Below are 23,487 nucleotides of genomic sequence, written 5' to 3' on the forward strand. Positions count from 1 at the left end.
ATGGGAAAATGGGCTGGGTTACTGGGATGCGCGATGCTGGCGACCGCGACGTGCGCCACTGCACGCGGCCCGGTCGAGCACGCCGACAACGTGATCATCGCGCGCGACGCATTCGGCATCGCCCATATCAGCGGCAAGAGCGACGCAGACGCGGTGTTCGGCATGATGTACGCGCAGGCCGAAGACGATTTTCCGCGTATCGAACGGAACTATTTGGCCGCCTTGGGGCGGCTGGCGGAGGTGGAAGGGGAGGGCGCGCTGTGGGCCGATCTGCGGCAACGCTTGTTCCTCGATCTGCACGCGCTGCCCGACGAATACCGAAAAAGCCCGGCCTGGTTGCGCGCCTTGATGGATGCCTGGGCAGGCGGACTGAATCACTATCTGGCGACTCATCCAGCGGTCCAGCCGCGCCGGATCACGCATTTCGAGCCCTGGATGGCGCTCGCTTTTTCCGAAGGCAGTATCGGCGGCGATATCGAGCGGGGGGTCGATCTTGCGGGACTTGCCGCATTCTACGGTGGCGCGGGCTACGGAGCCGCTCCCCTGGCGGTGGCGGACGCTGGACGCCTGATCGAGCCAAAGGGGTCGAACGGGATCGCGATCGGCCCGTCGCGTAGCGCCAGCGGCCATCCGCTCTTGTGGATCAACCCGCATACGTCCTTCTTCTTCCGATCCGAACAGCAAGTAACGAGCAGGCAGGGGCTCGACGTCTATGGTGCCGCGACCTGGGGGCAGTTCTTCGTCTATCAGGGCTTCAACAAACACCTTGGGTGGATGCACACGTCGAGCGGGGTCGACACGATCGACGAATTCGCCGTCGAGGTGGCACGCCGCGGCGGCCGTTTGTCCTATCGCTACGGGCGTGAGTGGCGTCCGATCCAGCAGCGAACGGTGTCGCTCGGCGTTCGGCAAGCGGACGGCACGGTCAGCCCCAGACGCTTTACCGTGCTGGCCACGCATCACGGGCCGATCATCCGGCAGGAAAAGGGGCGGTGGATCGCCGTCGCGATGCTCAACCGCCCACGCGCCGCGCTTGAGCAGAGCTACCTGCGCACGCGCGCTACCTCGCTCGCGGACTATCTTGCCGTTTCCGAGCGTAAGGCCAATGCGTCGAACAATACGATCCTGGCGGCAGCGGACGGAACGATCGCCTACCTCCACCCCCAGTTCGTGCCTGTCCGGAACAATCGGTTTGATTATACGCACGTCGTTGATGGCAGCGATCCGGCGACCGACTGGCATGGGCTGCATGCGCTGAAAGATCTGCCGCAGGTGGTTCGCCCGGCGACCGGCTGGGTCGTCAACACCAACAATGCGCCGTGGACCGCAGCCGGGGCCGATAGCCCGAAGGCAGCCGATTTTCCGCGCTATATGGATCAACTCGGCGATAACCCACGCGGTGATCACGCGACCGCGCTGCTTTCGCGTGGCACGCTGTTCACACCGGAGACATTGACGCGGGCCGCATTCGACAGCTTCCTGCCCCTGTTTGATCAGCAAATTCCGCGTTTGAAGCGGGGGTTCGATGCTCTGTCGCCAGGCGATCCCCGGCGTATGCGTCTCGTCGGCCCACTGGCGTTGCTGACCGGCTGGGACCGGCGCTCCGGCATCGATTCGGAAGCGACCACGCTTGCCGTTCATTGGGGCGAGGCGCTGTGGGAGAGCGAAGGGCCAAAGGCAGTTGCGGGAAACGTACCGATTTTTGCGTATCTCGGCTCGCGCACTACCGATGCCGATCGCGTCTTCGCGCTGGATGCGGCGGTCGCGCGGATAGAGCGCGATTTCGGGGGCTGGCGGGTCGCGTGGGGCCGGATCAACCGCTTCCAACGGCTTGATGGCGCAATCGCGTCGCGCTTTGATGACAGTGCGCCAAGCGTGCCCGTCGGCTTCACCTCCGGCAATTTCGGATCGCTTGCATCCTTTGGCGTCGATCGCCAGCCCGGGCAAAAGTGCCTGTACGGGACTAGCGGCAACAGTTTCGTCGCGGTCGTGGAATTCGGGCCGCAGGTGCGGGCGTGGGCGGTCTCGGCCGGCGGGCAAAGCGGTGATCCCGCATCGCGCCATTTCGATGATCAGTCCGCGCGATACGCCCTTGGGGATTTGCGTCCGATCGTGCTCGATTCGGCCGGGGCCGGTCGGCCTTATCACCCTGGTGAACTCCGCCCGCCCGAGCCTGTCAGGACCGAACCACTTCCCGGAACGCGGTGCGGTGCACCGTCGCCGCAGCGTTAAGGTCGCGGGGGATGGTTGCTCGCGGCAAGCAGCAAATCGAGTGCTCCGCGAATGAGATTGCTCATTAGGGTGCCCGCCAGTTGCGCCCGCCCGCCGACGATTGCATCGGCCACCTTCTTGTGATCGACCGCACTCGCGCGCGGCACGCCTTTATATTCGTTCGTGCGGCGGATTGAAAAGCGCAGCGTCGTTTCAGCAAGGCCGGTGAATTGGCGCATGAAGCGATTGTTGCTCGCCTCGAGTACGGCGATGTGAAACGCGATGTCGGCCTCCAGCGCGTCCTCTTCGCCGCGGTCAGCCGCATACATGCGATCGATCGCGTCGATGATCGCGCGTCGCTGCGGGCCGGTTGCGGAATGCGCCGCCAGGGATGCTGCGCGCGGCTCGATCGACATGCGGATCTCCGTAAAATCAATCAGGAGATCAATCGAGAAGGCGCGTTGCAGCATCCAGCGTAGCACGTCTGGATCCAGCAGATTCCAGTTTTCCTCGGGCTGGACCAGCGTTCCAGCGCGCTTTCGCGCCAGCAACAAACCCTTTGCGGTGAGCATCTTGACGGCTTCGCGCAGGACCGGCCGGCTGGCGGCATAGGTCAGGCACAACTCGGCTTCGGTCGGGAAGGGTTGGCCCGGACGATAGGTTTGCGTGACGATCGCCAATCCGAGGTCGTTGACGATGGTGGATGTCAGATTGCGGCCATCGTCGAGTGGCGGGCGCGCCTCTTCCTCCTGCGATACATCGCCGCCAGCGGTGGTGGGCACGATCTTATCGGTGTTCAACATGCTGCCATGAATATCTGCATCTCGATCAAAGCGCCATGCGCTGATCATAGGGTCAGATCGCGCAGGGCGTCGGGGCTAGTCCCGCGACGCCAGGATCGATCTCGAACAGTGCGCCGTCGTACGGTCCGCCCGGGGAATCGATCGCGGCCGATGTAACGAAGAGCCGGTCCAGTCCATTACCCGCAAAGGTGCAGCTGGTGATGTTCGTGGCGGGTAAAGCGTAGCTTCGGATCAGGCGCCCCGTGGGATCGAATCGGCTGATTCGTCCAACACCCCAATGGGCGATCCATAGCCCGCCTTCGACATCGGTCGTCATGCCATCCGGATAGCCCCAGGAGTCGTCGAAGGTGATCAGAACGTCGCGCGTGCCCAAGGTACCGTCGGCCGCCACCGGGAAGCGATAGACCAATCGGCGACCGCTGTCGTTATGATACAAATATCGTCCGTCTGGGCTGAACGTCGGGCCGTTCGTCACCGCGTACCCGTCGTCGGCGCGTGTGAGGCGACGGTCGGCGTCCAGGCGATACAGCGCTCCCGTATTTGCTTCATCCGCGTCGTGTTTGGAGCCGAACCACAAACGCCCCGCAGCGTCCACCTTCGCGTCGTTCAAGCGGTTGGCCGGGCGATCCGGCTCCGGGGTCAGGAAAGGCCGAATGGTCACTGGATCGAGCGCAAGCTCGACGATTCCGGACTTGAAGCCGGCAAGCAGGTTGGTCCGGTCGCGTCGTTCGACCACCCATCCGATCCGTTCCGGCATAGGCAAACGCCGCACCTCGCCCGTGTTTACCTCCAGCGTGTTGAGGGCCTGCCCGACGATGTCCACCCAATAGACGAGACCAGTGGACGGGCTCCACGTGGGGCCCTCGCCGAGCTGATCGACGGCCGTGCGCGGAACGATAAAATGCGAGTCCATGCAATTTCCTCTTTTCATCGAATATATATGACTTAAACAGCGTCTGTCGATCGGGATGGTTTGGATTCCGCGTATCGGGGAGGGCACTGCAGCAATGTCGATCACGCGCAGATCCATGCTTGGCGGCACGGTAGCCGCAGGCGGGCTCGCCTTGGCCGGCTGCGCACGCCCGCCGCGTGAAGTACGTGTCGGATTTATCGTCAAGATGCCGCAGGAACAATGGTTCCAGGACGAATGGCGGTTTGCGCGCGCGGCGGCCCGGGACTTCGGGTTTTCGCTGATCGAGGTCGGTGCCGAAGACGGCGATCGCGTCTTGTCCGCGTTGAATACGCTTTATTCCCGCTATGCTGGCGGATTTGTGATCTGCGCGCCGGATCCGCGCCTGGGACCGGCCATCGCCAATTTCGCGCGCGACAGCGGGATGAAGGCGCTGTCGGTAGACGATCGTCTGTCGGCGGCGGATGGCACGCCGATCGCGGGCATTCCGCATGTCGGCATCTCTGCGCTCGCGATCGGCGATCTGGCCGGCACGGCTGCCGCGAGCGAGGCGAGACGGCGCGGCTGGGAACCCGCCGAAACGGGTATCCTGCGGATCGCGTATGACAGTCTGGAAACCGGGCGCGAGCGCACGGCGGGTGCCGTGGCCGCGCTGCTCCGACAGGGATATGCCCAAGTGTTCGACGCGCCCCAGCGGACGACCGATACGGAGGGGGCGTTCACAGCTGCCGCCCCGGTGTTGACCGCGCGCGCGCGCATTGAACGCTGGATCATCGTCGGGCTTAATGACGAAACCGTGGTCGGGGGCGTGCGCGCAGCCGAAGGTTTGTCGCTCCCACAAGCACGCCTGATCGGCATCGGCATCGGTGGGTCCGAAGCGGCTATCGCCGAACTGACCAAGCCGCGCGCGACCGGTTTCTTTGCGACGGTGCTGCTCAGCCCGCGGCGACATGGGTATGAGACCAGCGCTGCGATGTATCGATGGATCGTCGATGGGCAGCGACCGGCGGCGGTCACGCTGACCAGCGGGACGTTGATGACGCGCGATAATTTTCGGGCGGTGCTGGCGCGGGAGGCGCAGGCGTGAGCGCGGTCATCGCCTTTGACGCGGTCGGCAAGACCTTTCCCGGTGTCGTCGCGCTCGACGCGGTGAGCTTCACCGTCGCGGCGGGGGAAGTGCGCGCGCTGATCGGCGAGAATGGCGCGGGCAAATCGACTTTGCTCAAGATCCTGGCGGGACATTACGCGCCGGACAGCGGAACGCTGCGCATCAACGGGGTGGCGCGGCGGTTCGCGACTCCGCGCGACAGCCAGAATGCCGGCATCGCCATTATTCACCAGGAATTGCAGCTGTTCCCGCAGCTCAGCGTCGCCGAAAACCTGATGCTTGGCATGTTGCCGACGAAAGCGGGCTTCGTCGATCGCGCCGCCATGCGCGCCAAGGCGATCGCGATACTCGAGGGGCTTGGCGAGACGATCGATCCCGACACCCGATTGGGCGCACTGTCGATCGGGCGGCGTCAAATGGTCGAGATCGGGCGCGCGCTGTTACGCGACGCCAAAGTCATTGCGTTCGACGAGCCGACCAGCTCGCTCAGCGTTCGCGAAACCGAGCGCCTGATGGCGATCATCGGCGATCTCAAGGCAAGCGGTTGCGCGATCATCTATGTCAGTCATCGCATGGAGGAGGTCTATGCCTTGGCCGACAGCGCGACCGTGTTGCGCGACGGTGCCCATGTGCTGGACCTTGCCCCCGTCACGGAGAAGGATGCCGACCGCCTGGTCGGCGCGATGGCGGGGCGGACGATCAGCGACATCTACGGCTATCTTCCGCGTCCATTAGGGCCGCCGATGGTCGAGGTAGTCGGCATCGTCGGCCCCGGCATCGCTGCGCCGATCAGCTTGACCGTGGCGCGCGGCGAGATCCTTGGGCTGTTCGGGTTGGTTGGCGCTGGACGGTCAGAGCTCTTCCGCTCGCTTTACGGCGCGGCGCCGCGCGGTGCCGGAAGCGTGCGGATCGACGGCCAATTGGTTCCGCCCGGCGACCCCCGCCGCGCAATAGCTGCAGGCCTGGCGCTTTGCCCCGAGGACCGCAAGGAAGACGGTATCGTGCCGCTGGCTCCGTTGCGGGAGAATCTTGCACTTGCGTGGCGCAACCTGGCTGGCGCGACGGCGCTGCTGCGGACCGGCGCGGAGCGGGCAGGGGCGGGGGATCTGATCAATCGGCTGCGGATCAAGACCGCAAGCGCCGAGACGGCGATCGGCTCACTGTCCGGCGGCAATCAGCAAAAGGCGTTGATCGCACGCTGGCTTTGGGCCGGCGCACGCATTCTGCTGCTCGATGAGCCCACGCGTGGCATCGACGTCGGCGCGCGTAGCGAGATTTACGACTTGATCTATCGCTTCGCCGAGGATGGCGGGACCGTATTGTTCGCATCCAGCGATATGGCCGAGGTGCTCGGCGTGACGGACCGGATTCTGGTGATGCGCGAAGGTGTGCTCGCCGGATCGGTGCCGCGCGCAGATGCGACAGCGGCCGGTCTGCTGCGGCTCGCGCTTCCTCAGGCGGCGCATCAGCCGCCGCTTGATCAACCCCTTTCCCGTCAGAGTGCGATCCAGGCATGATTTTTCCCACGCTCTTAAAACGTCTCGGGCCGCTGCTGGTTTTGGCCGTGCTGGTCGGTCTGCTTTCGCTGCTCGTGCCGGATTTTCTTGGCCTCCGGAATTTGCGCGGCCTGTTACTGTCGGTGACCTTGGTCGGCACGATCGCGGCAACGATGATGTTGGTCCTGGCGATGCGCGAGGTCGATCTGTCGGTCGGCTCGATCGTCGCCTTATCGGGTGTGCTCGCCGCGGTTTGCATGAGTACGACCGGCAGCATCGCGCTTGGCGTGCTGGCGGGGCTGGCGGGCGGAGCGGCGGTCGGCTTCATCAACGGCGTGTTGGTCGCAGGGTTCAGGGTCAACTCGCTGATCGTCACCTTGGCGATGATGGAGGTGGTGCGCGGCCTCGCCTTCCTCGCATCCGGCGGGGAAAGCGTCGCGATTCCGCTGCAGGGGTTTTATGAACTCGGTTCGGGCGGCGTGCTCGGTCTGAGCTGGCCGATCTGGTCGATGATCGGCAGTTTCGCTATCTTCGGACTTATTCTCAAGGCGACGGTGTTCGGCCGCAATATCTTGGCGATCGGTGGCAACCCGGAAGCGGCGCGGTTGGCGGGTGTACCGATAACACGGGTGCGCATCATCGTGTTTACGCTGCAGGGACTGGTGGCCGCCCTGGCAGGGATCATCCTCGCAGCGCGCATCACGAGCGGTCAGCCGAACACCAGTATCGGACTGGAATTGGCGGTCATCTCTGCCTGTGTGCTGGGCGGCGTATCGCTGTCCGGCGGGCTGGCGACGATTGGCGGCGTCATCGTCGGGGTGTTCATCATGGGGGCGGCGCAGAACGCTCTCAACTTGCTCAATGTGCCAACCTTTTACCAATATGTCGTGCGCGGGGGGATTCTGCTGCTGGCTGTCGTTGCCGATCGGTTGCGACAGGATGGGCGGCTGCCCCGGATGCGCCTGCGCCCGACCGCTATCGACCGGAGCCAGACCCAGAATGTCTAACATTGTTGCGATCGAAACCTTCCTCGTGCCGCCGCGCTGGCTGTTCGTGCGGATCGAAACCGCTGACGGCGCGGTCGGTTGGGGGAAGCCAGTCTTGAGGGCCATGCCGAGGCGGTCGTGGGCGCGTTCGAAGCGGTGCGTGACCGCTTGATCGGCTGCGACGCAGACCGGATCGAAGATGCCTGGCAATTGCTCTACCGGCTCGGCTTCTATCGCGGTGGGCCGGTCTTCATGTCGGCGATATCGGGAGTCGATCAGGCGCTGTGGGATTTGCGCGGCCGGGCGCTCGGGGTGCCGGTTTCCGATCTACTGGGCGGACGGGTGCGTGACCGTATCAGGGTCTATGCCTGGATCGGTGGGGACCGGCCGAGCGACGTCGCGGCAGCCGCGCTCGCGCGGCGCGAGCAGGGCTTCGACGCGGTCAAAATGAACGGCACCGAGGACCTCGATTGGCTGTCGGGTCCGGCCGCGGTCGACGCTGCGGTCGAGCGGCTCGGGCTGGTGCGCGAGACGGGTATGGATGTCGGCGTCGACTTTCACGGCCGGGTCCACAAGCCAATGGCGCGCCGCATCGTCGCCGCCTTGGAACCGCTGTCGCCGCTGTTCATCGAGGAGGTGCTCTTGAGCGAACAGCCTGAAGCGTTCGCCCAGATTGCCGGCCAGACCAGTGTTCCGCTGGCGCTTGGCGAGCGCTTGTTCTCGCGCTGGGATTTCAAACCGTTCTTCGAGGCGGCCTCGATCGACATTGCCCAGCCCGATCTCAGCCACGCAGGGGGCATTTCGGAAGGCCGTCGGATCGCCGCGATGGCGGAGGCCTATGACGTTGCGGTTGCGCCCCATTGCCCGCTCGGGCCGCTGGCGCTGGCGTCGTGCCTGCAACTGGCGGCGACGACGCCGAACTTTGTGATCCAGGAAATGTCGCTTGGCATCCACTACAACCAGCCCGATGCCGACCTGTTGACCTATATCACCAATCCCGAGGTGTTGACGGTGACGAAGGGTAGCGTGGCGGTCCTCGAGGGCCCCGGGCTTGGCGTGACGATCGACGAGGCGCGGGTGCGTGATGCGGCGCGAAAGCCGCACCGCTGGCGCAATCCGGTGTGGCGCGGATGGGACGGATCTTTGCGGGAATGGTAATGCCGGACGAGCGCAGGGTGGTGCTGGTCACCGGTGCGGCCGGCGGGATCGGTCACGCCGTGGCACGCGCTTTTGCCGATGCGGGTTCCAGACTGGCGTTGCTCGATCGCGCGGCGGGGGACATGCCGCTGGACGGGTTGGGCGATGCCCTGCCGATCGCATGCGACCTCGCCGATATCGCCGCGCTGGACGCTGCGGTTGACCAGACACTCAGGCACTTCGGCCGGTGGGACGTCTTGGTGAACGTCGCCGGGATTATGCTCTTCAAACCGATCGCGGAGCATGATGCGGGCGATTGGCAGCATTTGCTGGCGATCAATCTGGTCGCTCCGGCGCTGTTGACCGGCCATGCGCTGCGGCATCTGCCGACGGGGGGCGCGATCGTGAACATCGCGTCGGTCCATGCGCATCGCACATCGTCGATGGTCGCATCCTATGCCGCGTCGAAGACCGCGATGGTCAGCCTGACGCGTTCGACGGCGATTGAAGGGCAGGCGCGGGGTATTCGTTGCAACGCCATTCTGCCCGGCGCGATCGACACCGCCTTGTTGCGCGACAGCCCCAATGTCCGATCCGGTGTCGAGGTGATCGAGCCGGCCGATATCGGGCAACCTGAGGACATCGCGGCTTTAGCGCTTTTTCTCGCCTCCGACGCTGCACGCTTCATCACGGGTGCGGAGATGGTCGCCGATGGTGGCCGGATGGCGCGGCTTTAGCCGATCCCGAGGCGCAACCGCGTTTCCGAGCGGTATGTGTCGCCGGGATCGAGCCTGGTGCTTGGGAAATCGGAACGGTTGGGGCTGTCCGGCCAATGCTGTGTTTCGAGACAGACGCCTGATCGCGGTCCGAACCGGCCGCTGAGAAAGTTGCCGCTATAGAGTTGCAGCCCCGGCTGGTCGGTCGACACGGTCAGCGTCCGTCCGCTGCCCGGATGATGCAGCCGCGCCACCGGCCGGACCCCGGCGACGTCGAGCAGGTAGTTGTGGTTATAGCCGTGGGCGTGGAGCAACTGTGCGTCATCGGCGTCGATCCGCGACCCGATCGCGCGCGGCGCGGTAAAATCGAAAGCGGTCCCGTCGACCAACGGCCGCTCGCCAGTGGGCAGATTGGCCGCGTCGATCGCCAGAATTCGGGTGGAATCGATCCACAAATGATGATCGAGGATCGCGCTTTGCGGATTCCCCGACAGATTGAAATAGCCGTGCGAAACCAGGTTGACGTGCGTTGGTCGCGTCGTTGTCGCGGTATAGACGATGACAAGTTCGGCGCTGTCCGACAGGGTAAAGATCGCAACGGCGTCCAGGGCACCCGGATATCCTTGATCGCCGTCCGGGCTGTGCAACGTCATTGTTGCCGACCGATCATCCGCCGCGACGATCGTCCAAAGTGCATGGTGGAAATTGCGCGCGCCGCCGTGAAGGTGGTTGGGTGCCTCATTGACGCTGAGCGGGTAGCGGACGCCGTCCAGGGTGAAGGTCGCACCTGCAATGCGATTGGCGAAGCGACCGCACGTGGCGCCAAGATAGGCATCAGGATCGGGTCCCCCGGCCGCCGGATATTCGTCAGGCGTATCGTAGCCGAGCACGACATTGGCGAACCGTCCGGCGCGATCCGGGGCTTCGATCGCCATCAGCGTTGCGCCCAAATTGGTCAGGCGGACGGTGACGCCGTTCGGCGCGCAGAGCGTGACGACCGTCGCCGCCGTGAGCCGGGTAGCTTCCATGCCGGGCGCCATAATCGGCCCGCAGTCTCGCGTCAGCGAAAATGCGGGCCGGTCAGTCTTAGAAGTTGAAGCGGAGGCCGGCGGTGACGCGACGGCCCTGATCCGATACCGTGATCAGCCGCTCTTCAAAGCGGGAATAGCTCCGGAACTTCCGGTTGGTCAGGTTCAACACCTCGGCATAAAGCGAGACGTTCGGCGTCACCTTGAAGGATCCGCTCAGATCGATCTGGCTGTAGCCGAAAATATTCTCCGGCTCGCTCTGCGGCCCGAAGGTCTGGCGCAGGAAAGGGGCGCGCCAATTATAGGCGCCGCGCAGCTGCAGCAGGCTGTTTTCGTAGAAGAGGACGAAGTTGGCCGTGTCCGACAGGCCTTCGACGTTGAAGGTCTGGTTGCTGAGCGACGGATCGAAACGGATCGAGCTCCTTACCAGCGTGTAGTTCGCCGTCACGCCAAGGCCATTGAACGGCGCAGGCAGAAAGTCGAAAGTGCTCTGGACCGAGGCTTCCAGACCGTAAACCTGGCCCTTCTGGGAATTGAACGGACGATTGGCGAGGAAAGTGAGCCCGAAATATTCCTCGGGCTGCTGACCGGAAATAATGAAATTCTCGAGCTTTTTGTAGAAGCCGGCCAAGCTGACATAGTTGGTACGGCTGAGGTAATAATCGACCGACGCATCGGCATTCCATGCCAGGAACGGCTTCAGGAACGGGTTGCCGCCGCTGATCGTATTCGAATTTGGCGGACGGAAGGTGAAGTCCTGCGACAAGCCAAGCCGGCTGAGCGTCGGTCGGGTCAACGTCCGGGATCCTGCAAGACGCAGCACCAACTGATCGTTGACATCGAGACGGAGGTTCACGGTCGGCAGAACGTAGGTGTACGAATTCTTGGCGCTAACCGGGACGGTGGGGCTGTAGACCGGCACCGCCGCAGTCGGATCGGCAGGGTTTTGAATGATGTTGGTCAGCGTCACCGAATAGCCGGTCGCGAAGAGATCGGTATGGACCACGCGCGCACCTGCCATTGCCGACCAGCGCCCCCCCCCATATCGCCACCGAACGATGCTTGCAGATACCCGGCAAAGGTATTTTCGCGGACCGTCCCCGAACCACGCTCGCGGTCGATCGGGCCAAGGCCGTTATTGTTGCCGGCATAGACCGCCAGGAAGCGGTTGCGTGCGGCAATCGCGTCGGCCGAGTTTCCGCCCACCTGATTCACCGCCGCCGCCGTTCCGTAATATTGCGCCAGCGCGCGCGCATCGTAATCAAGCCAGGTCAGATCGCGGCCCTGTACGTTGGCGCTGAAATCGGTGAACAGACTTGCCGGAGCGAGCGCCTGGTACCCGCAATAGAAGCAACCCAACGGCTCCGGCGATTCGCGCGCGACCGTAATTTTCTTGCGGTTGGTGAACAGCAGGCCGCCCTGCAGCTTTTTCACCAGCCCGCCGAAGTCCCAAGTCGTATCGATCGTGGCCTGATTGACGGTATCGCCGTTACGGCCGCCACGTTCGGAGCAGCAATGCAGTCGCGGCGCGGACTTGTCGTTGGTGGCCAACGTGTTGGTGATCGTCGGCAAGCCATCCGGGCCGTTCAGGGTGAAGGTCGGCGTGACGCCAATCTGGCGCGTGCCGACGACATAGAAAACCTGGTCGGCCGCATCGCGCGAGTTCGAGTGGGCGGCATCGAACACAACGGTCAGGTCGGGCGCTGGCTTCCATTCGGCATTCAGGCCGATTTGATAGGTGCGGGCATTTTGCGGCGAAGTCGAGACGATGTTGTCTGACGCCAGACCCGAGGTGGCCGTTGCCGGCAGCACGGCAAATTGAGTCGCCGTCCCGTTCTGGTTGACGGTCGCCGTCGTGATGCGGTCGGGGTCGGTGTAATAGCCCAGTTGGTTCGTACGGCTCTGCACCTTTTGCTGGGTGTAAAGCGCATCAAGCTTCAGTTTCAGGGCGTCCGACACGTTCCAGTCAACCGCGAACGTGCCGCCAATGCGCTCGCGCTCGCTTCTCGTGGCGGTGAAGTTGGTCGTGCGGGGTAGCGCAACGCCGGTGCGGTCCTTCACACCGTCCCCGTTCGTGTCGATCGTCTGGTTCGTGATCCAGCCGTCGGTGCTGATGTTGGTGAGATCGAACTTGCGCTTGTCATAGACGAAGCTGACCAGCGCGCCGAACGTGCGGTCCTCGTTCGAGCCGCTCAACACGCCCGATGCAAACGGAGTGATCCTGTTCGACGTGCTGTCATGGCGGCCAGCGACGTTGCCGGAGAAATGCACCCCCGCGCGATCCGTCGGACGTGCGGTGCGCAGGATGACGGTCGACCCGATTCCGCCTTCCTGCAGGCGCGCCTCGGACGATTTATAGACTTCGGCCCCCGAGATCAGTTCGGATGACAGAATGTCGAACGAGAAGGAACGGCCCCCTGCCTCGGTCGAGAGCAGGCGATTGTTGAGCAGGACCGTGTTGAATTCGGGCCCGAGACCGCGAACCGTGATCCCGCGCCCCTCGCCGTTGACGCGGTCGATCGAGACGCCGCTGATGCGCTGCAACGATTCAGCGATATTGGCGTCCGGGAAATTGCCGATGTCTTTCGCCGAGATCGCGTCGACGACGCCGATCGTGTTGCGTTTGATTTCCAGCGCGTTGGCGAGGCTGGCGCGAATGCCGGTGACAACGATGTCGTCGCCCTGATCGGCAGGCGCGGCGTTTGGATCGACCTGTGCGCCCGCCGGGGGGGTGGCCGGTGCTGCCTGCCCTTCAGGGCTTGGTGCGGCACCGCCGGATTGCGCGTAGGCGGGGACGCTGAGACACGCCCCCGACAACAAAATGGCGATTTGACGGTGCAGCTTCTTCACAGCGATTCTCCCCAGGCGGTTTTCTATTGGGGGGAGATTAAATATGATATTAACGCGTGTCCAGAAGAAAAAATATGATATTGAAATGATTTCAGGGCCTATGCGGCGGAGCTAGAGCCGGGTGAGGATAAATCCGACGCCTTGAAAATCGCCCTGCAGGGTCACGTCGACGCCGTGGTTCATCCAATAGGCACCGCTGGCGCGTTCCGGCATCGTCACCGGCAGGGCGGCGCCATCCATTGTCTCCACACGATATTGCGCATCCGGATCGAGGCCGCGAAGCGCGATCGTGGGCATGACGTCCAGTTTCTGCGTCGAGCCGATCAGCGTGAAGAGCGCAGCCTGGCGTCGGTCTTGCGCGACATACAGGTTGGTCCAGCGTCGATCGGCTTCATTGGCTTGGTTGATCCGGTAGAGCTGCCCGTGCTGAACCGTCTCGCGGATCCGCTTGTACGATTGAACGTAGCGCTGTGCGATGCGGAATTCCTGATCCTGCCACTTGTTGAGATTGGTACCGATCCCAAGGCCCCCTTGCATGGCCGAGAGGAAGCGGAAGGACAGGGTGGTCTGACGCTTGTTCACCCAATTCGGACTGTCGGTCACCCACGCCATCATCGCGCCTGGCGCATAGGCCTGGGTGTAGCCGTTCTGGATCGAGAGCCGATCAAACGGATCGGTGTTGTCGGACGGCCATACCTGATCGGTACGCGCCATGATGCCCAGGTCGACGCGCCCGCCGCCGCCGGAGCAGCTTTCTATTTCCACCCCCGGATGCCGTTTCCGCAATTCGTCGATGATCCAATAGAGATTGCGGACGTAGGCGACGTAGATCGTCTGCTGATCGTTCACGTCGGTATCGGGCCAGCCGGGCTCCGACCAGTTGCGATTATAATCCCATTTCAGAAACGCGATCTCGTTGTTCGAAAGCAAGTCGTCCAGCACCTTCAGGACATGGTCGCGGACGTCGGTGCGTGCGAGATTGAGCACCAACTGATTGCGTCCCTGCGTTCGTGGCCGTCCCTTGAACTGCATCGCCCAATCGGGATGGGCGCGGAACAGATCACTGTCTTCGTTGATCATTTCCGGTTCGACCCACAGGCCGAAATCCATGCCAAGCGCCTTTACCCGGCCAATCAGCGGCGCGAGGCCGTTCGGAAATTTGGTCGGGTTGACGGTCCAGTCGCCGAGCCCTGCCTTGTCGTTGTTGCGCGCGCCAAACCAGCCATCGTCCATCACGAAGCGTTCGACGCCAAGCGTCGCGGCGCGTTCGGCGAGCGCGATCTGACCCGCTTCGTTGACGTCGAACTCGGTCGCCTCCCAACTGTTATACAGCACCTTGCGTAATGGCAGGCGGCCATCTCGCTGCGGCAGGATGCGATTGCGCTCGAACGTGTGGAACAGCCGCGATGCGCCGCCGCGACCGTGGTCGGAAAAGCCGACATAGAAAGTCGGCGTGGACAGCGTTGCCCCTGGTTTCAGACGATAGGCAAAGTCGAACGGGTTGTAGCCGCCCACGATCCGGATCCGGCCGGTGACGTCCTGATCAAAGCTCAGCCGCCACGATCCGCTCCACGCCAGCGCGCCGATCCACGCGGGTCCGTCTTCTTCGGTGGTGGTGGCGCGGGTGATCTGGAACCACGGGTTGTTCTGGCTGCCGGTCGAGCCGCGACGGCTTTCCAGCACGGTCGCGCCAGCCGTCAGCGGCCGATCCTGCAACGTCCATTCCGCCGCCCAGCGCCCGGTCGAATAATGCAGGCGATAATCATAGGCGACCGGCAGCGTCAGCCCGGCGGCAGCGACCTGATCAATCCGCACATCGCCGGTACCGCGATTTTCGATCACCGCGGAGCGCGAGACAACGCCCGTTGCCCGATCGATCGTGTAGGTCAGCGTTACGAACAGTGGCCGGTCGAGGTCGCTAAGCGTCACGCGGATCGTATCGCCGGAAATTTCGTGGCTGCGGTAATAAAGGACCAGATCGCGGTTGCCGTCGGGATAGGTCACCTTCAACGCCGGCTCGGCGTACAAGCCGCCGCCTTGTCCGGCATATTCCTGCGGCACGACGTTCGTGGTCACGTCGAATCCGCTCAATCCCGACAGTTCCGGTGCGGCCAGCGGCGCGCGATCGGGCAGGCGTTTGCCCCAATAGACCGATTGAAGAATCCCGGTGAGATTGACCTTGAAGGCGTAGGTGACGTCTCCGCCATCGAGCCTGAAAATCTTGTGCTCGCGGTCGTAGCTTGCCTGGGCGAAGGCGGCGGTCGGTGACAGCAACGCGGCCATCGCAGAAAGGACCAATGGCCAAATCTTAAGGTCTGGAAGACTTCTCATTCCACATTCCTGTTCATCCGCGACTACCGCGGTCGTGATGCGATAAAGTCATATATAAAGCAACCTATCGCGTGCTGCGTCTTGGTGTGTGGTCCTGTCGGTGCCGATGGCCAGCGTGTCGACCTGACAAGCGGTCGCATCGCGGGTCGCGCTTGGCTGGTTGGTTGTTGGGGCGTCTGTTCGGCATATGAGGGATTGCGCTGTCGGCTTGAGGTGTGCGCTATCAGTGCGTATCGGATGCGCAAGGGCCAGCGTATCTCGCGTCCGCGGTTAGGAACGAACTTTTGGCGACCAGCTTCTCTCACGAAGACCCGAAAATCGGGGTGCTCGACCAGCTTGTCGGATATCATTTGCGCCGTGCCTCTACCGTCTTCGCCAGCGATTTCGCGCAGGCCGTTGCGGGTACCGGGATGCGGCAGGTGCTGTTCGGGATCCTGTCGATCATCAAAGCCAACCCAGCGATCAATCAGGGCAATGTCGGCCGCGCGCTCGGGATTCAACGGGCGAATATGGTCAGCCTGGTCAACGAGCTGGTCGACAAGGGGATGGTGCACCGGGAAACATCGTCCGAGGATCGCCGTGCTTTCGCGCTGACGCTTACAGCGCAGGGCGAAGAGCTTGTGGCGCTCTGTCTGGCCAATATTCGGGAGCATGAGGAGCATCTGCTCGCCGATCTGAGCGCCAGCGAGCGCGAGACGCTGATCGGGCTGCTAATGCGGATCGAGGCGAAGGAAGCCTGACCGGCCATTCCACGACAGCAGCCCACGCGCCCGCGCCATAAACAAGGCCATTGCACCGCTTAAAAAATCCGCTATCTCGCATAACAATTGGCGGAGAGGGGGTGGTGGTCGATCCAACCCGTTTCGCCGTGCGGCGGCATTGCTCCACGGCACCTCTACCCTGCCAACAACGGCCTTGAGGAGAGAGCGATGACGGAACTCAGCAGCAACGGCGTGGTCGCCTATGATGTGGCGGACGGCATCGCCTGGGTGAGATTCAACCGACCTGACAAGCGCAATGCGCAGAGCCCGACGCTCAATCGCGACATGATGGAGGTGATCGACGCACTCGAATTTCGTGACGATGTGGGGGTGCTCGTCCTGACTGGCGAAGGCGATTCCTTTTGCGCCGGCATGGATCTGAAGGAGTATTTCCGCGAAACCGAGGCAAAGGGTCTCGGCGGCACCCGCGCGGCGCAACGCGAAGCCTATGGCTGGTGGCGTCGTCTGCGCTGGTACCAGAAGCCGACGATCGCGATGGTCAATGGCTGGTGCTTCGGCGGCGCGTACGGTCCGCTGTTTGCGTGCGATCTGGCCTTTGCCGCCGAGGAAGCGACGTTCGGCCTGAGCGAAATCAACTGGGGCATTCTGCCCGGTGGCGGCGCGACCAAGGTCGCGGTCGAGCTGATGTCGTTCCGCAAGGCGATGTATCATGCGATGATGGGCGAAAATATCGACGGCAAGACCGCCGCCGAATGGGGCCTCGTCAACGAAGCGCATCCGCTTGCGTCGCTCAAGGATCGGGTGACCGCCGTCGCCAAAGTGCTCCTCCAGAAGAATCCTGTCGCGCTGAAGGCGACCAAGGACGCAGTTCGTCGCGTTTCCATCCTGCCCTATGACGAGGCCGAGGATTACCTGATCCGCGCGCAGGAAGCTGCCAACTTCCACGACAAGACCGAAGGCCGCAAGGAAGGCATCCGCCAGTTCATCGACGAGAAAAGCTATAAGCCGGGCCTCGGCGCCTATGACAAGGACCGCGGCACGGGTTGACCCGCCAGTCGAGCGGTTGTGCGATTAGCTATGCTGTATAGCGGTTATTGACATGCGCTAAAACAATCTGCATCCTTCGAGCCAATGATACCGGGAAACCCGGAAGCACTTGGGGGAGGTACAATGATCACATCACAGATCCGTGTCCGGTTACTGAGTGGTATCGCATCGCTGGCAGCGATGACGGTGGGCACGCTCGCGGCACCCGTCGCTGCACAATCGACCCAGCCATCGGACGGCACCACCCCAGCAGCGGCGACCAGCGCCCCGAGTGATGACATCGTCGTCACCGCCAGAAGGCGTGCCGAGAACCTGCAGGATACGCCGATTGCGGTATCCGCCTTCAGCGGCCAACTGCTGCAGGATCGCCAGATCCAGCAGACGCAGGACCTGGAACGCATCACGCCAAGTTTGCAGTTCAAGCCCGCGGGCCAACTCTCCGGCAACAGCGCATCGTCCGTCGTGTTCATCCGCGGCGTTGGTCAGGTCGATCCGACCGCGGCTGTCGATCCCGGCGTCGGCATCTATCTCGACGAAGTCTATCTCGGGCGCGCCGTAGGCGGTGCGATCGATTTCGGCGATATCGACGGGGTCGAGGTGTTGCGCGGGCCGCAGGGGACGTTGTTCGGCCGCAACACGATCGGCGGCGCGATCCTGGTGCGCACGCGCCAGCCCGAGCTCGGTTTATTTTCGGGCAAGGCCCGCTTCCGCACCGGCACCGACGATCTGTACGAGGGCTTCGCCGCGCTCAACATCCCGCTCGCCGATACGCTCGCCGCGCGCGTTTCGGGCGGCTTTCGCAAGCGTCGCGGCTATGTGATCCGCGCTTCTGACGGTCTCGATCTCGGCAACGACAATGGGTACACCCTCAACGCCGCGCTCAAATGGGCACCTTCGAGCGATTTCGAGCTGTTCCTGCGTGGTGATTATTCCAAGCGCGACGAAAATGGCGCGCCGTTCGTGTTCGCCGAAATCAACGAGCAGGCGCCGGTCGCGGCGATTGCCAGCGTTGCGGCCGGTTGCCCCGGCGCGACGATCCCCTTCGCCCCGATTGCCCCCGGCAATCAGCGGTTCGGCGCGCCTAACGTGCCGTTGATCAACGATGTCCGCTGCGCCAACGATCTTCAGGCCCGCGGTCCGTTCGTCAACGGCGGCACCGCCCCGGTGCTCAGCAACTCTGAAGTGTGGGGCGTGGCGGGAACGGCGAAAATCCGTCTGACCGATCAGGCCTCGGTCAAATGGATCAGCGCTTACCGCGAAACCAGCTCGCGCGGCATCCGCGACGCGGACAATACGCCGCTGTTGCTGATTACCACCGATGTCGGCGGCAAGTCGCAGCAATTCAGCCAGGAAGTCCAGCTGCAGCTCGATTACGATTGGATCAGCGGGATTTTCGGCGGCTATTATTTCAACGAGAAGACTCGCGAGCGCGCGACCGTGCCGCTGTCGTTCCCGCCTTCGCCCCCGGTGATCAGCTCGCTGCTGGCCGGCGGACCCGGTTCGCGCGATCTGCAGATTTCGCGGCTGCAGACCAGTTCGGTCGCGGTGTTCAGCGAAGTCTCGGTGAAGCCGCTCGCCGGGCTCGAACTGACCGGGGGGCTTCGCTACACGTCCGACCGGAAATCCTATCAGGGAACGGTGTTCAACCTCTTCCCCGCGACCTTGCCCGATCCTGATCCGCTGCCGACCCTGGCGATCCCGCAGGGCGGGCCGCTGTTTATCTTCAACGGGCTCAATACGCGCGATTTCGCGGCGCTGACCGGATCGGGCAGCATCCAGTATCGCTGGAACAGCGCGATCAGCACCTATGCCTCTTACGCGCGCAGCTTTAAATCGGGCGGCTTCAACACGCGCTACAACGCCGCGCCGACCGGCAACGTGCCGGTGCCCTTCAACGACGAAAAGGTCACCAGCTACGAAGTCGGCGTGAAGACGCAGTTCGGCCGGGTCCGCTTGAATTTGGCCGCATATCAGGCCGAATATCAGGACATCCAGCTGATCTTCCGTCAGGGCGTCGTGCCGCTGTTGTTCAACGCGGGCGAGGCGCGCATCCGCGGCCTGGAAGCGGAGCTGAATTACCGCTCCCCGTGGGGCCTGACGATCGATGCAAGCGGCAGCGTGCTCGACGACAAGATCAAGACGATCACCCCGGTCCCGGGCGCGACCGCGACCGTCGCGCCCGGCGATGATCTGCCGCTGACGCCCAAGTTTCAGGCCAATTTCGGCATTTCCTATGCGATCAACTTTGCCAACGGGATGAAGCTGACGCCGCGTTTCGATGGCAGCTACACCTCCAAGGAAACCTTCATCACCGGCAGCATCCCGTCGATCGAGGAAGATGGCTATTTCGTCGGCAATTTCTCGCTGGCGCTTGGCCTGACCAAGGCGATCGACCTGACGGCGGGCGTCATCAACCTGTTCGACGAACGCTATCTGATTCAGGGGAATGCCTCGCTTGGCACGTTGGGCTATGCCGAGCGGATCTATGCCCGGCCGCGCAACTGGTTCGTCCAGGTGTCGGCGAAATTCTGAGGGACGAAGGCGTTTACGGCGGCGCGTCGTCCATACGATCATGACCATGCCGGGAGACAGATGATGGACGCCACGCTGATGATCGGCAATCGCGATGTCGCCGCGAGCGAAGGTGCGACCTATGATCGGAGCGATCCGATCACGGGGGCGGTCGCAACGCGGGCGGCGGCGGCGTCGGTGACCGATGCCATTGCTGCGGTCGATTGTGCCGCCGCGGCCTTCCCCGCCTGGGCGGCGCTTGGCCCCAATGCGCGCCGTGCGCTGCTGATGAAGGCCGCAGATGCGCTGCAGGCCCGCAGCGGCGAGATTTGCGCGGCGATGGCGGCGGAAACCGGCGCGACGATGGGCTGGGGTGGCTTCAACGTCCATCTCGCGACATCGATGCTGCGCGAGGCGGCGGCGCTGACCACGCAAGTGCAGGGCGAGACGATCCCGTCCGACCGACCCGGCTGCATCGCAATTGCGATCCGGCAGCCAGCCGGGGTCGTGCTCGGCATTGCGCCGTGGAATGCGCCGATCATCCTGGGCGTCCGCGCGGTCGCGCTGCCGCTTGCCTGCGGCAATACGGTGGTGCTCAAGGCCTCCGAGATGTGCCCACGGACCCATCTGCTGATCGGCGAGGCGTTTCGCGATGCGGGATTCCCCGACGGCGTCGTCAACGTCGTCACCAATGCGCCGGCCGACGCGGCCGCTGTGGTCGAGGCGCTGGTGCGGCACAAGGCCGTGCGCCGCGTGAACTTCACCGGCTCGACCAAAGTCGGCCGGATCATCGGGCGCTTGTGCGGCGAGGAGCTCAAACCAGCCCTGCTCGAACTGGGTGGCAAGGCACCGCTGATCGTGCTGGAAGACGCCGATATCGGCGAAGCGGTCGCCGCGGCGGCGTTTGGGGCCTATATGAATTCCGGGCAGATCTGCATGTCGACCGAGAAGATCATCGTCGTCGACGCGATCGCCGATAAATTCCTCAAGGCGTTCGTCGCCAAGGTGAAGACGCTCAAGGCCGGCGACCCGCGTGACGGCGCGGCTCCGCTCGGCTCGGTGATCGATCCCGCAGCGGTCGCCACGGTCGAGCGGCTAATCGCCGATGCCGTCGCCAAGGGTGGCACGCTGCACAGTGCAGCCGAACCCAAGGGCACGATCCTGTCGGCGGCGGTGATCGATCATGTCACGGCGGCGATGGCGATCTATGGCGATGAAAGCTTCGGCCCGATCACGGGCATTATCCGGGTGAAGGACGAGGAGGAAGCGATCAGCGTCGCCAACGATACCGACTATGGCCTGACCGCCTCGGTCTTTACCGGCGACACGTCGCGCGGGCTCCGCGTGGCGGCACGGCTGGAAACGGGCATGTGCCATATCAACGGCCCGACCGTCCATGACGAGGCGCAAATGCCGTTCGGCGGGATCAAGGCCTCCGGCTATGGTCGGTTCGGCGGCAAGGCGGGCATTGCGGAATTTACCGAGCTCCGCTGGATCACGATCGACACGCTACCGGTGCACTATCCGATCTGAGTGATCGGAGCGGCGGCGATTTGCGGCATCGGATGTTGAAGTCCACGGATAACCGAGAATACCCAGTTCGGGCGGCACGATCTCATAATCAAATCTGACCGACGGGCGACATTGCGCACCGATCGCCGCAACCGGCTTTCCTTGGCAATTCTGGCATTGCAGCAGCGCCGTTGCAGGGGTGCCGGATCGGGTTCGGCCCGGTCCGACTTTACGCTCGCTTTACGCCCGTCGTGCGCAATCCCCCGCGCGCCTTAACGGGCGTCGGGTCTAGGCGGGTGCCGAATTATCAAGGCACCCACTATGTCCATTGATCTCATCATCGGCGGCGTCACGCTCGCCATCATCCTTGTCTATTTGCTCGCCGTGCTCGCACGGCCCGAGCGCTATTGAACGGGGTGGCGGCGATGACCTTTGCCGGTTGGAGCATGATCCTCCTGTTCACCGCGCTCACCGTGGCGCTCGCCAAGCCAGCGGGCGACTGGATGTACGCATTGTATGCACGCGACAGCCTGCCGGGTGAGCGCGCGCTTTTCAAACTGATCGGAATCGATCCGAAGTCCGAACAGAGCTGGGTCGGCTATGCGGTCTCGCTGGCGGCGTTCAACCTGTTCGGCATCGCCTTCCTGTTCGCTGTGCTGAAGCTGCAAGGGGTGCTGCCGCTCAATCCGCAAGGCTTCCCAGCGGTCGAGAACCTGCTCGCGCTAAACACCGCAGTCAGTTTCGTAACCAACACCAACTGGCAGAATTACGGGGGCGAAAGCACGCTGTCGCATTTGTCGCAGATGCTGGGGCTGACGGTCCAGAATTTCCTGTCGGCGGCCACCGGGATTGCCGTCGCGTTCGCGATCATCCGGGGTTTTGCCCGGCGGCAGGCGTCGGGCATCGGCAATTTCTGGACCGATGTGACGCGCGTCACGCTGTATCTGCTGCTCCCGATCAGCATCATTCTCGCGCTCATCTATGTTGCGCTTGGCGTGCCGCAGACATTCTCTGCGTCGGCAACAGCGACGACGATCGAAGGTGGCAAACAGGTGATCGCGCTCGGCCCGGTCGCGTCGCAGCTTGCGATCAAGATGCTTGGCACGAACGGTGGCGGCTTCTTCAACGCCAATTCGGCGCACCCCTTCGAGAATCCGAGCGCCATCAGCAACTTCATTCAAATGCTCAGCATCTTCGTGCTCGGCGCGGGGCTCACGCTCACCTTCGGCAAGGCGGTCGGCAATGTCCGCCAGGGCTGGGCCATACTTGCCGCCATGCTGCTGCTGTTCGGTGCAGGCGTTGCGGTCACCTATGCGGCAGAGGCGGCGGGCACCCCCGTGCACCATGCACTCGGCGTGGCGGGCGGCAATATGGAGGGCAAGGAAGTCCGCTTCGGTGTCGCGACGTCGGCGCTGTTCGCGACGATCACCACCGCCACTTCGACGGGCGCCGTCATCGCCGCGCACGACAGCTTCACGCCGATCGGCGGGATGATCCCGATGTTCAACATGCAGTTGGGCGAACTCGTGATCGGCGGCGTCGGCTCTGGGCTCTATGCCGTTCTGATCTACGCGATCCTTGCGGTCTTCATCGCCGGATTGATGGTGGGGCGCACACCCGAATATGTCGGCAAGAAGATCGAAGCGCGCGAGATGAAACTGAGCGTCATCGCGATCTTCATCCCGCCGCTGATGATTCTCGGTCTCGCCGCGATCGCCAGTGTCGTTCCGGCAGGATTGGCCGGGCCGCTGGCAAAGGGGCCACATGGCTTCAGCGAGATTCTCTACGCCTTCTCAAGCGCGGCGGCCAATAACGGTTCGGCATTTGGCGGGCTGAGCGGCAACACGCCGTTCTACAATCTGCTGCTGGCGCTTGGCATGTTCGTAGGGCGGTTCGGGGTGATCCTACCGGTGCTGGGCATTGCCGGTGGGCTCGCGGCCAAGCGTGTCATCCCTGCGGGCGCGGGTTCATTCCCCACCACCGGCGGTTTGTGGATCGGGCTGCTGGCCGCAGTCATCCTGATCGTCGGGGGGCTGACATTCCTGCCTGCCCTAGTGCTCGGCCCGATCGCCGATCAGGCGCAGGTCGCCGTCGGCACGCTCAACTAAAAGGCTAACCA

Annotated in this window: 17 protein-coding genes and 1 pseudogene; 12 read left to right on the plus strand and 6 right to left on the minus strand. The window is 63.5% G+C overall.

The genetic code is table 11. The features are described from left to right. Positions 1-2,232, plus strand: coding sequence for a penicillin acylase family protein (locus AB5I39_RS11180; protein WP_404366607.1), 2,232 nt, complete (start codon positions 1-3; stop codon positions 2,230-2,232). On the opposite strand, the gene AB5I39_RS11185 is transcribed toward AB5I39_RS11180, so the two are convergent. After that, complete coding sequence (locus AB5I39_RS11185) at positions 2,229-3,014, minus strand: FadR/GntR family transcriptional regulator (protein ID WP_404366610.1); 786 nt, start codon at positions 3,012-3,014, stop codon at positions 2,229-2,231. The genes AB5I39_RS11180 and AB5I39_RS11185 overlap by 4 nt on opposite strands. A 52-nt stretch (positions 3,015-3,066) precedes the next feature. Then, a complete protein-coding gene (locus tag AB5I39_RS11190; RefSeq protein ID WP_404366613.1) occupies positions 3,067-4,032 on the minus strand; it encodes an SMP-30/gluconolactonase/LRE family protein in 966 nt (321 codons plus the stop codon). Here AB5I39_RS11190 and AB5I39_RS11195 point away from each other — a divergent pair. The 5 genes and pseudogenes from AB5I39_RS11195 to AB5I39_RS11215 all read left to right on the plus strand — a co-directional run bounded on the left by AB5I39_RS11195 (position 4,022) and on the right by AB5I39_RS11215 (position 9,388). After that, complete coding sequence (locus AB5I39_RS11195; RefSeq protein ID WP_404366615.1) at positions 4,022-5,011, plus strand: arabinose ABC transporter substrate-binding protein; 990 nt, start codon at positions 4,022-4,024, stop codon at positions 5,009-5,011. The genes AB5I39_RS11190 and AB5I39_RS11195 overlap by 11 nt on opposite strands. After that, complete coding sequence (locus AB5I39_RS11200) at positions 5,008-6,549, plus strand: ATP-binding cassette domain-containing protein (RefSeq protein WP_404366618.1); 1,542 nt, start codon at positions 5,008-5,010, stop codon at positions 6,547-6,549. Before AB5I39_RS11195 ends, AB5I39_RS11200 begins: the two co-directional genes overlap by 4 nt. Continuing rightward, complete coding sequence (gene araH, locus AB5I39_RS11205; RefSeq protein ID WP_404366621.1) at positions 6,546-7,535, plus strand: L-arabinose ABC transporter permease AraH; 990 nt, start codon at positions 6,546-6,548, stop codon at positions 7,533-7,535. The genes AB5I39_RS11200 and araH overlap by 4 nt, the downstream gene beginning before the upstream one ends. After that, a pseudogene (gene dgoD / locus AB5I39_RS11210) lies at positions 7,528-8,672 on the plus strand (galactonate dehydratase). Before araH ends, dgoD begins: the two are co-directional and overlap by 8 nt. Further along, a complete protein-coding gene (locus AB5I39_RS11215) occupies positions 8,645-9,388 on the plus strand; it encodes an SDR family NAD(P)-dependent oxidoreductase (protein ID WP_404366623.1) in 744 nt (247 codons plus the stop codon). The pseudogene dgoD and the gene AB5I39_RS11215 overlap by 28 nt, the downstream one beginning before the upstream one ends. On the opposite strand, the gene AB5I39_RS11220 is transcribed toward AB5I39_RS11215, so the two are convergent. The 4 genes from AB5I39_RS11220 to AB5I39_RS11235 form a co-directional block, all read right to left on the minus strand. Continuing rightward, positions 9,385-10,395, minus strand: a complete 1,011-nt coding sequence (locus AB5I39_RS11220; protein WP_404366626.1) for an aldose epimerase family protein — start codon at positions 10,393-10,395, stop codon at positions 9,385-9,387. The genes AB5I39_RS11215 and AB5I39_RS11220 overlap by 4 nt on opposite strands. Positions 10,396-10,453: 58 nt before the next feature. Continuing rightward, positions 10,454-11,401: a TonB-dependent receptor domain-containing protein gene (locus AB5I39_RS11225; RefSeq protein WP_404366629.1), complete on the minus strand. Its 948-nt coding sequence runs from the start codon at positions 11,399-11,401 to the stop codon at positions 10,454-10,456. Beyond that, positions 11,362-13,245 (minus strand): TonB-dependent receptor, encoded by a 1,884-nt coding sequence (locus tag AB5I39_RS11230; RefSeq protein WP_404366632.1) that lies wholly within the window; start codon positions 13,243-13,245, stop codon positions 11,362-11,364. Before AB5I39_RS11230 ends, AB5I39_RS11225 begins: the two co-directional genes overlap by 40 nt. 111 nt (positions 13,246-13,356) lie before the next feature. Further along, positions 13,357-15,543, minus strand: coding sequence for an alpha-galactosidase (locus tag AB5I39_RS11235; protein WP_404366635.1), 2,187 nt, complete (start codon positions 15,541-15,543; stop codon positions 13,357-13,359). Between the two features lie 317 nt (positions 15,544-15,860). On the opposite strand from AB5I39_RS11235, the gene AB5I39_RS11240 reads away from it, so the two are divergent. The 6 genes from AB5I39_RS11240 (at position 15,861) to kdpA (ending at position 23,476) form a co-directional block, all read left to right on the plus strand. Then, positions 15,861-16,316, plus strand: a complete 456-nt coding sequence (locus tag AB5I39_RS11240; protein ID WP_404366637.1) for a MarR family winged helix-turn-helix transcriptional regulator — start codon at positions 15,861-15,863, stop codon at positions 16,314-16,316. Between the two features lie 189 nt (positions 16,317-16,505). Beyond that, entirely contained in the window at positions 16,506-17,345 is an 840-nt protein-coding gene (locus AB5I39_RS11245) for a p-hydroxycinnamoyl CoA hydratase/lyase (RefSeq protein WP_404366640.1), read from the plus strand. Between the two features lie 123 nt (positions 17,346-17,468). Then, complete coding sequence (locus AB5I39_RS11250) at positions 17,469-19,877, plus strand: TonB-dependent receptor (RefSeq protein ID WP_404366643.1); 2,409 nt, start codon at positions 17,469-17,471, stop codon at positions 19,875-19,877. 60 nt (positions 19,878-19,937) lie between these two features. Next, a complete protein-coding gene (locus tag AB5I39_RS11255) occupies positions 19,938-21,389 on the plus strand; it encodes an aldehyde dehydrogenase (protein WP_404366646.1) in 1,452 nt (483 codons plus the stop codon). A gap of 300 nt (positions 21,390-21,689) precedes the next feature. Then, positions 21,690-21,779 (plus strand): K(+)-transporting ATPase subunit F, encoded by a 90-nt coding sequence (locus AB5I39_RS11260; RefSeq protein WP_404366649.1) that lies wholly within the window; start codon positions 21,690-21,692, stop codon positions 21,777-21,779. A 14-nt stretch (positions 21,780-21,793) separates the two neighbouring features. After that, complete coding sequence (kdpA, locus tag AB5I39_RS11265; RefSeq protein WP_404374125.1) at positions 21,794-23,476, plus strand: potassium-transporting ATPase subunit KdpA; 1,683 nt, start codon at positions 21,794-21,796, stop codon at positions 23,474-23,476. Positions 23,477-23,487: the final 11 nt, after the last annotated feature.

It is taken from the genome of Sphingomonas sp. MMS24-J45 (assembly GCF_044881195.1).
GTDB lineage: Bacteria > Pseudomonadota > Alphaproteobacteria > Sphingomonadales > Sphingomonadaceae > Sphingomonas.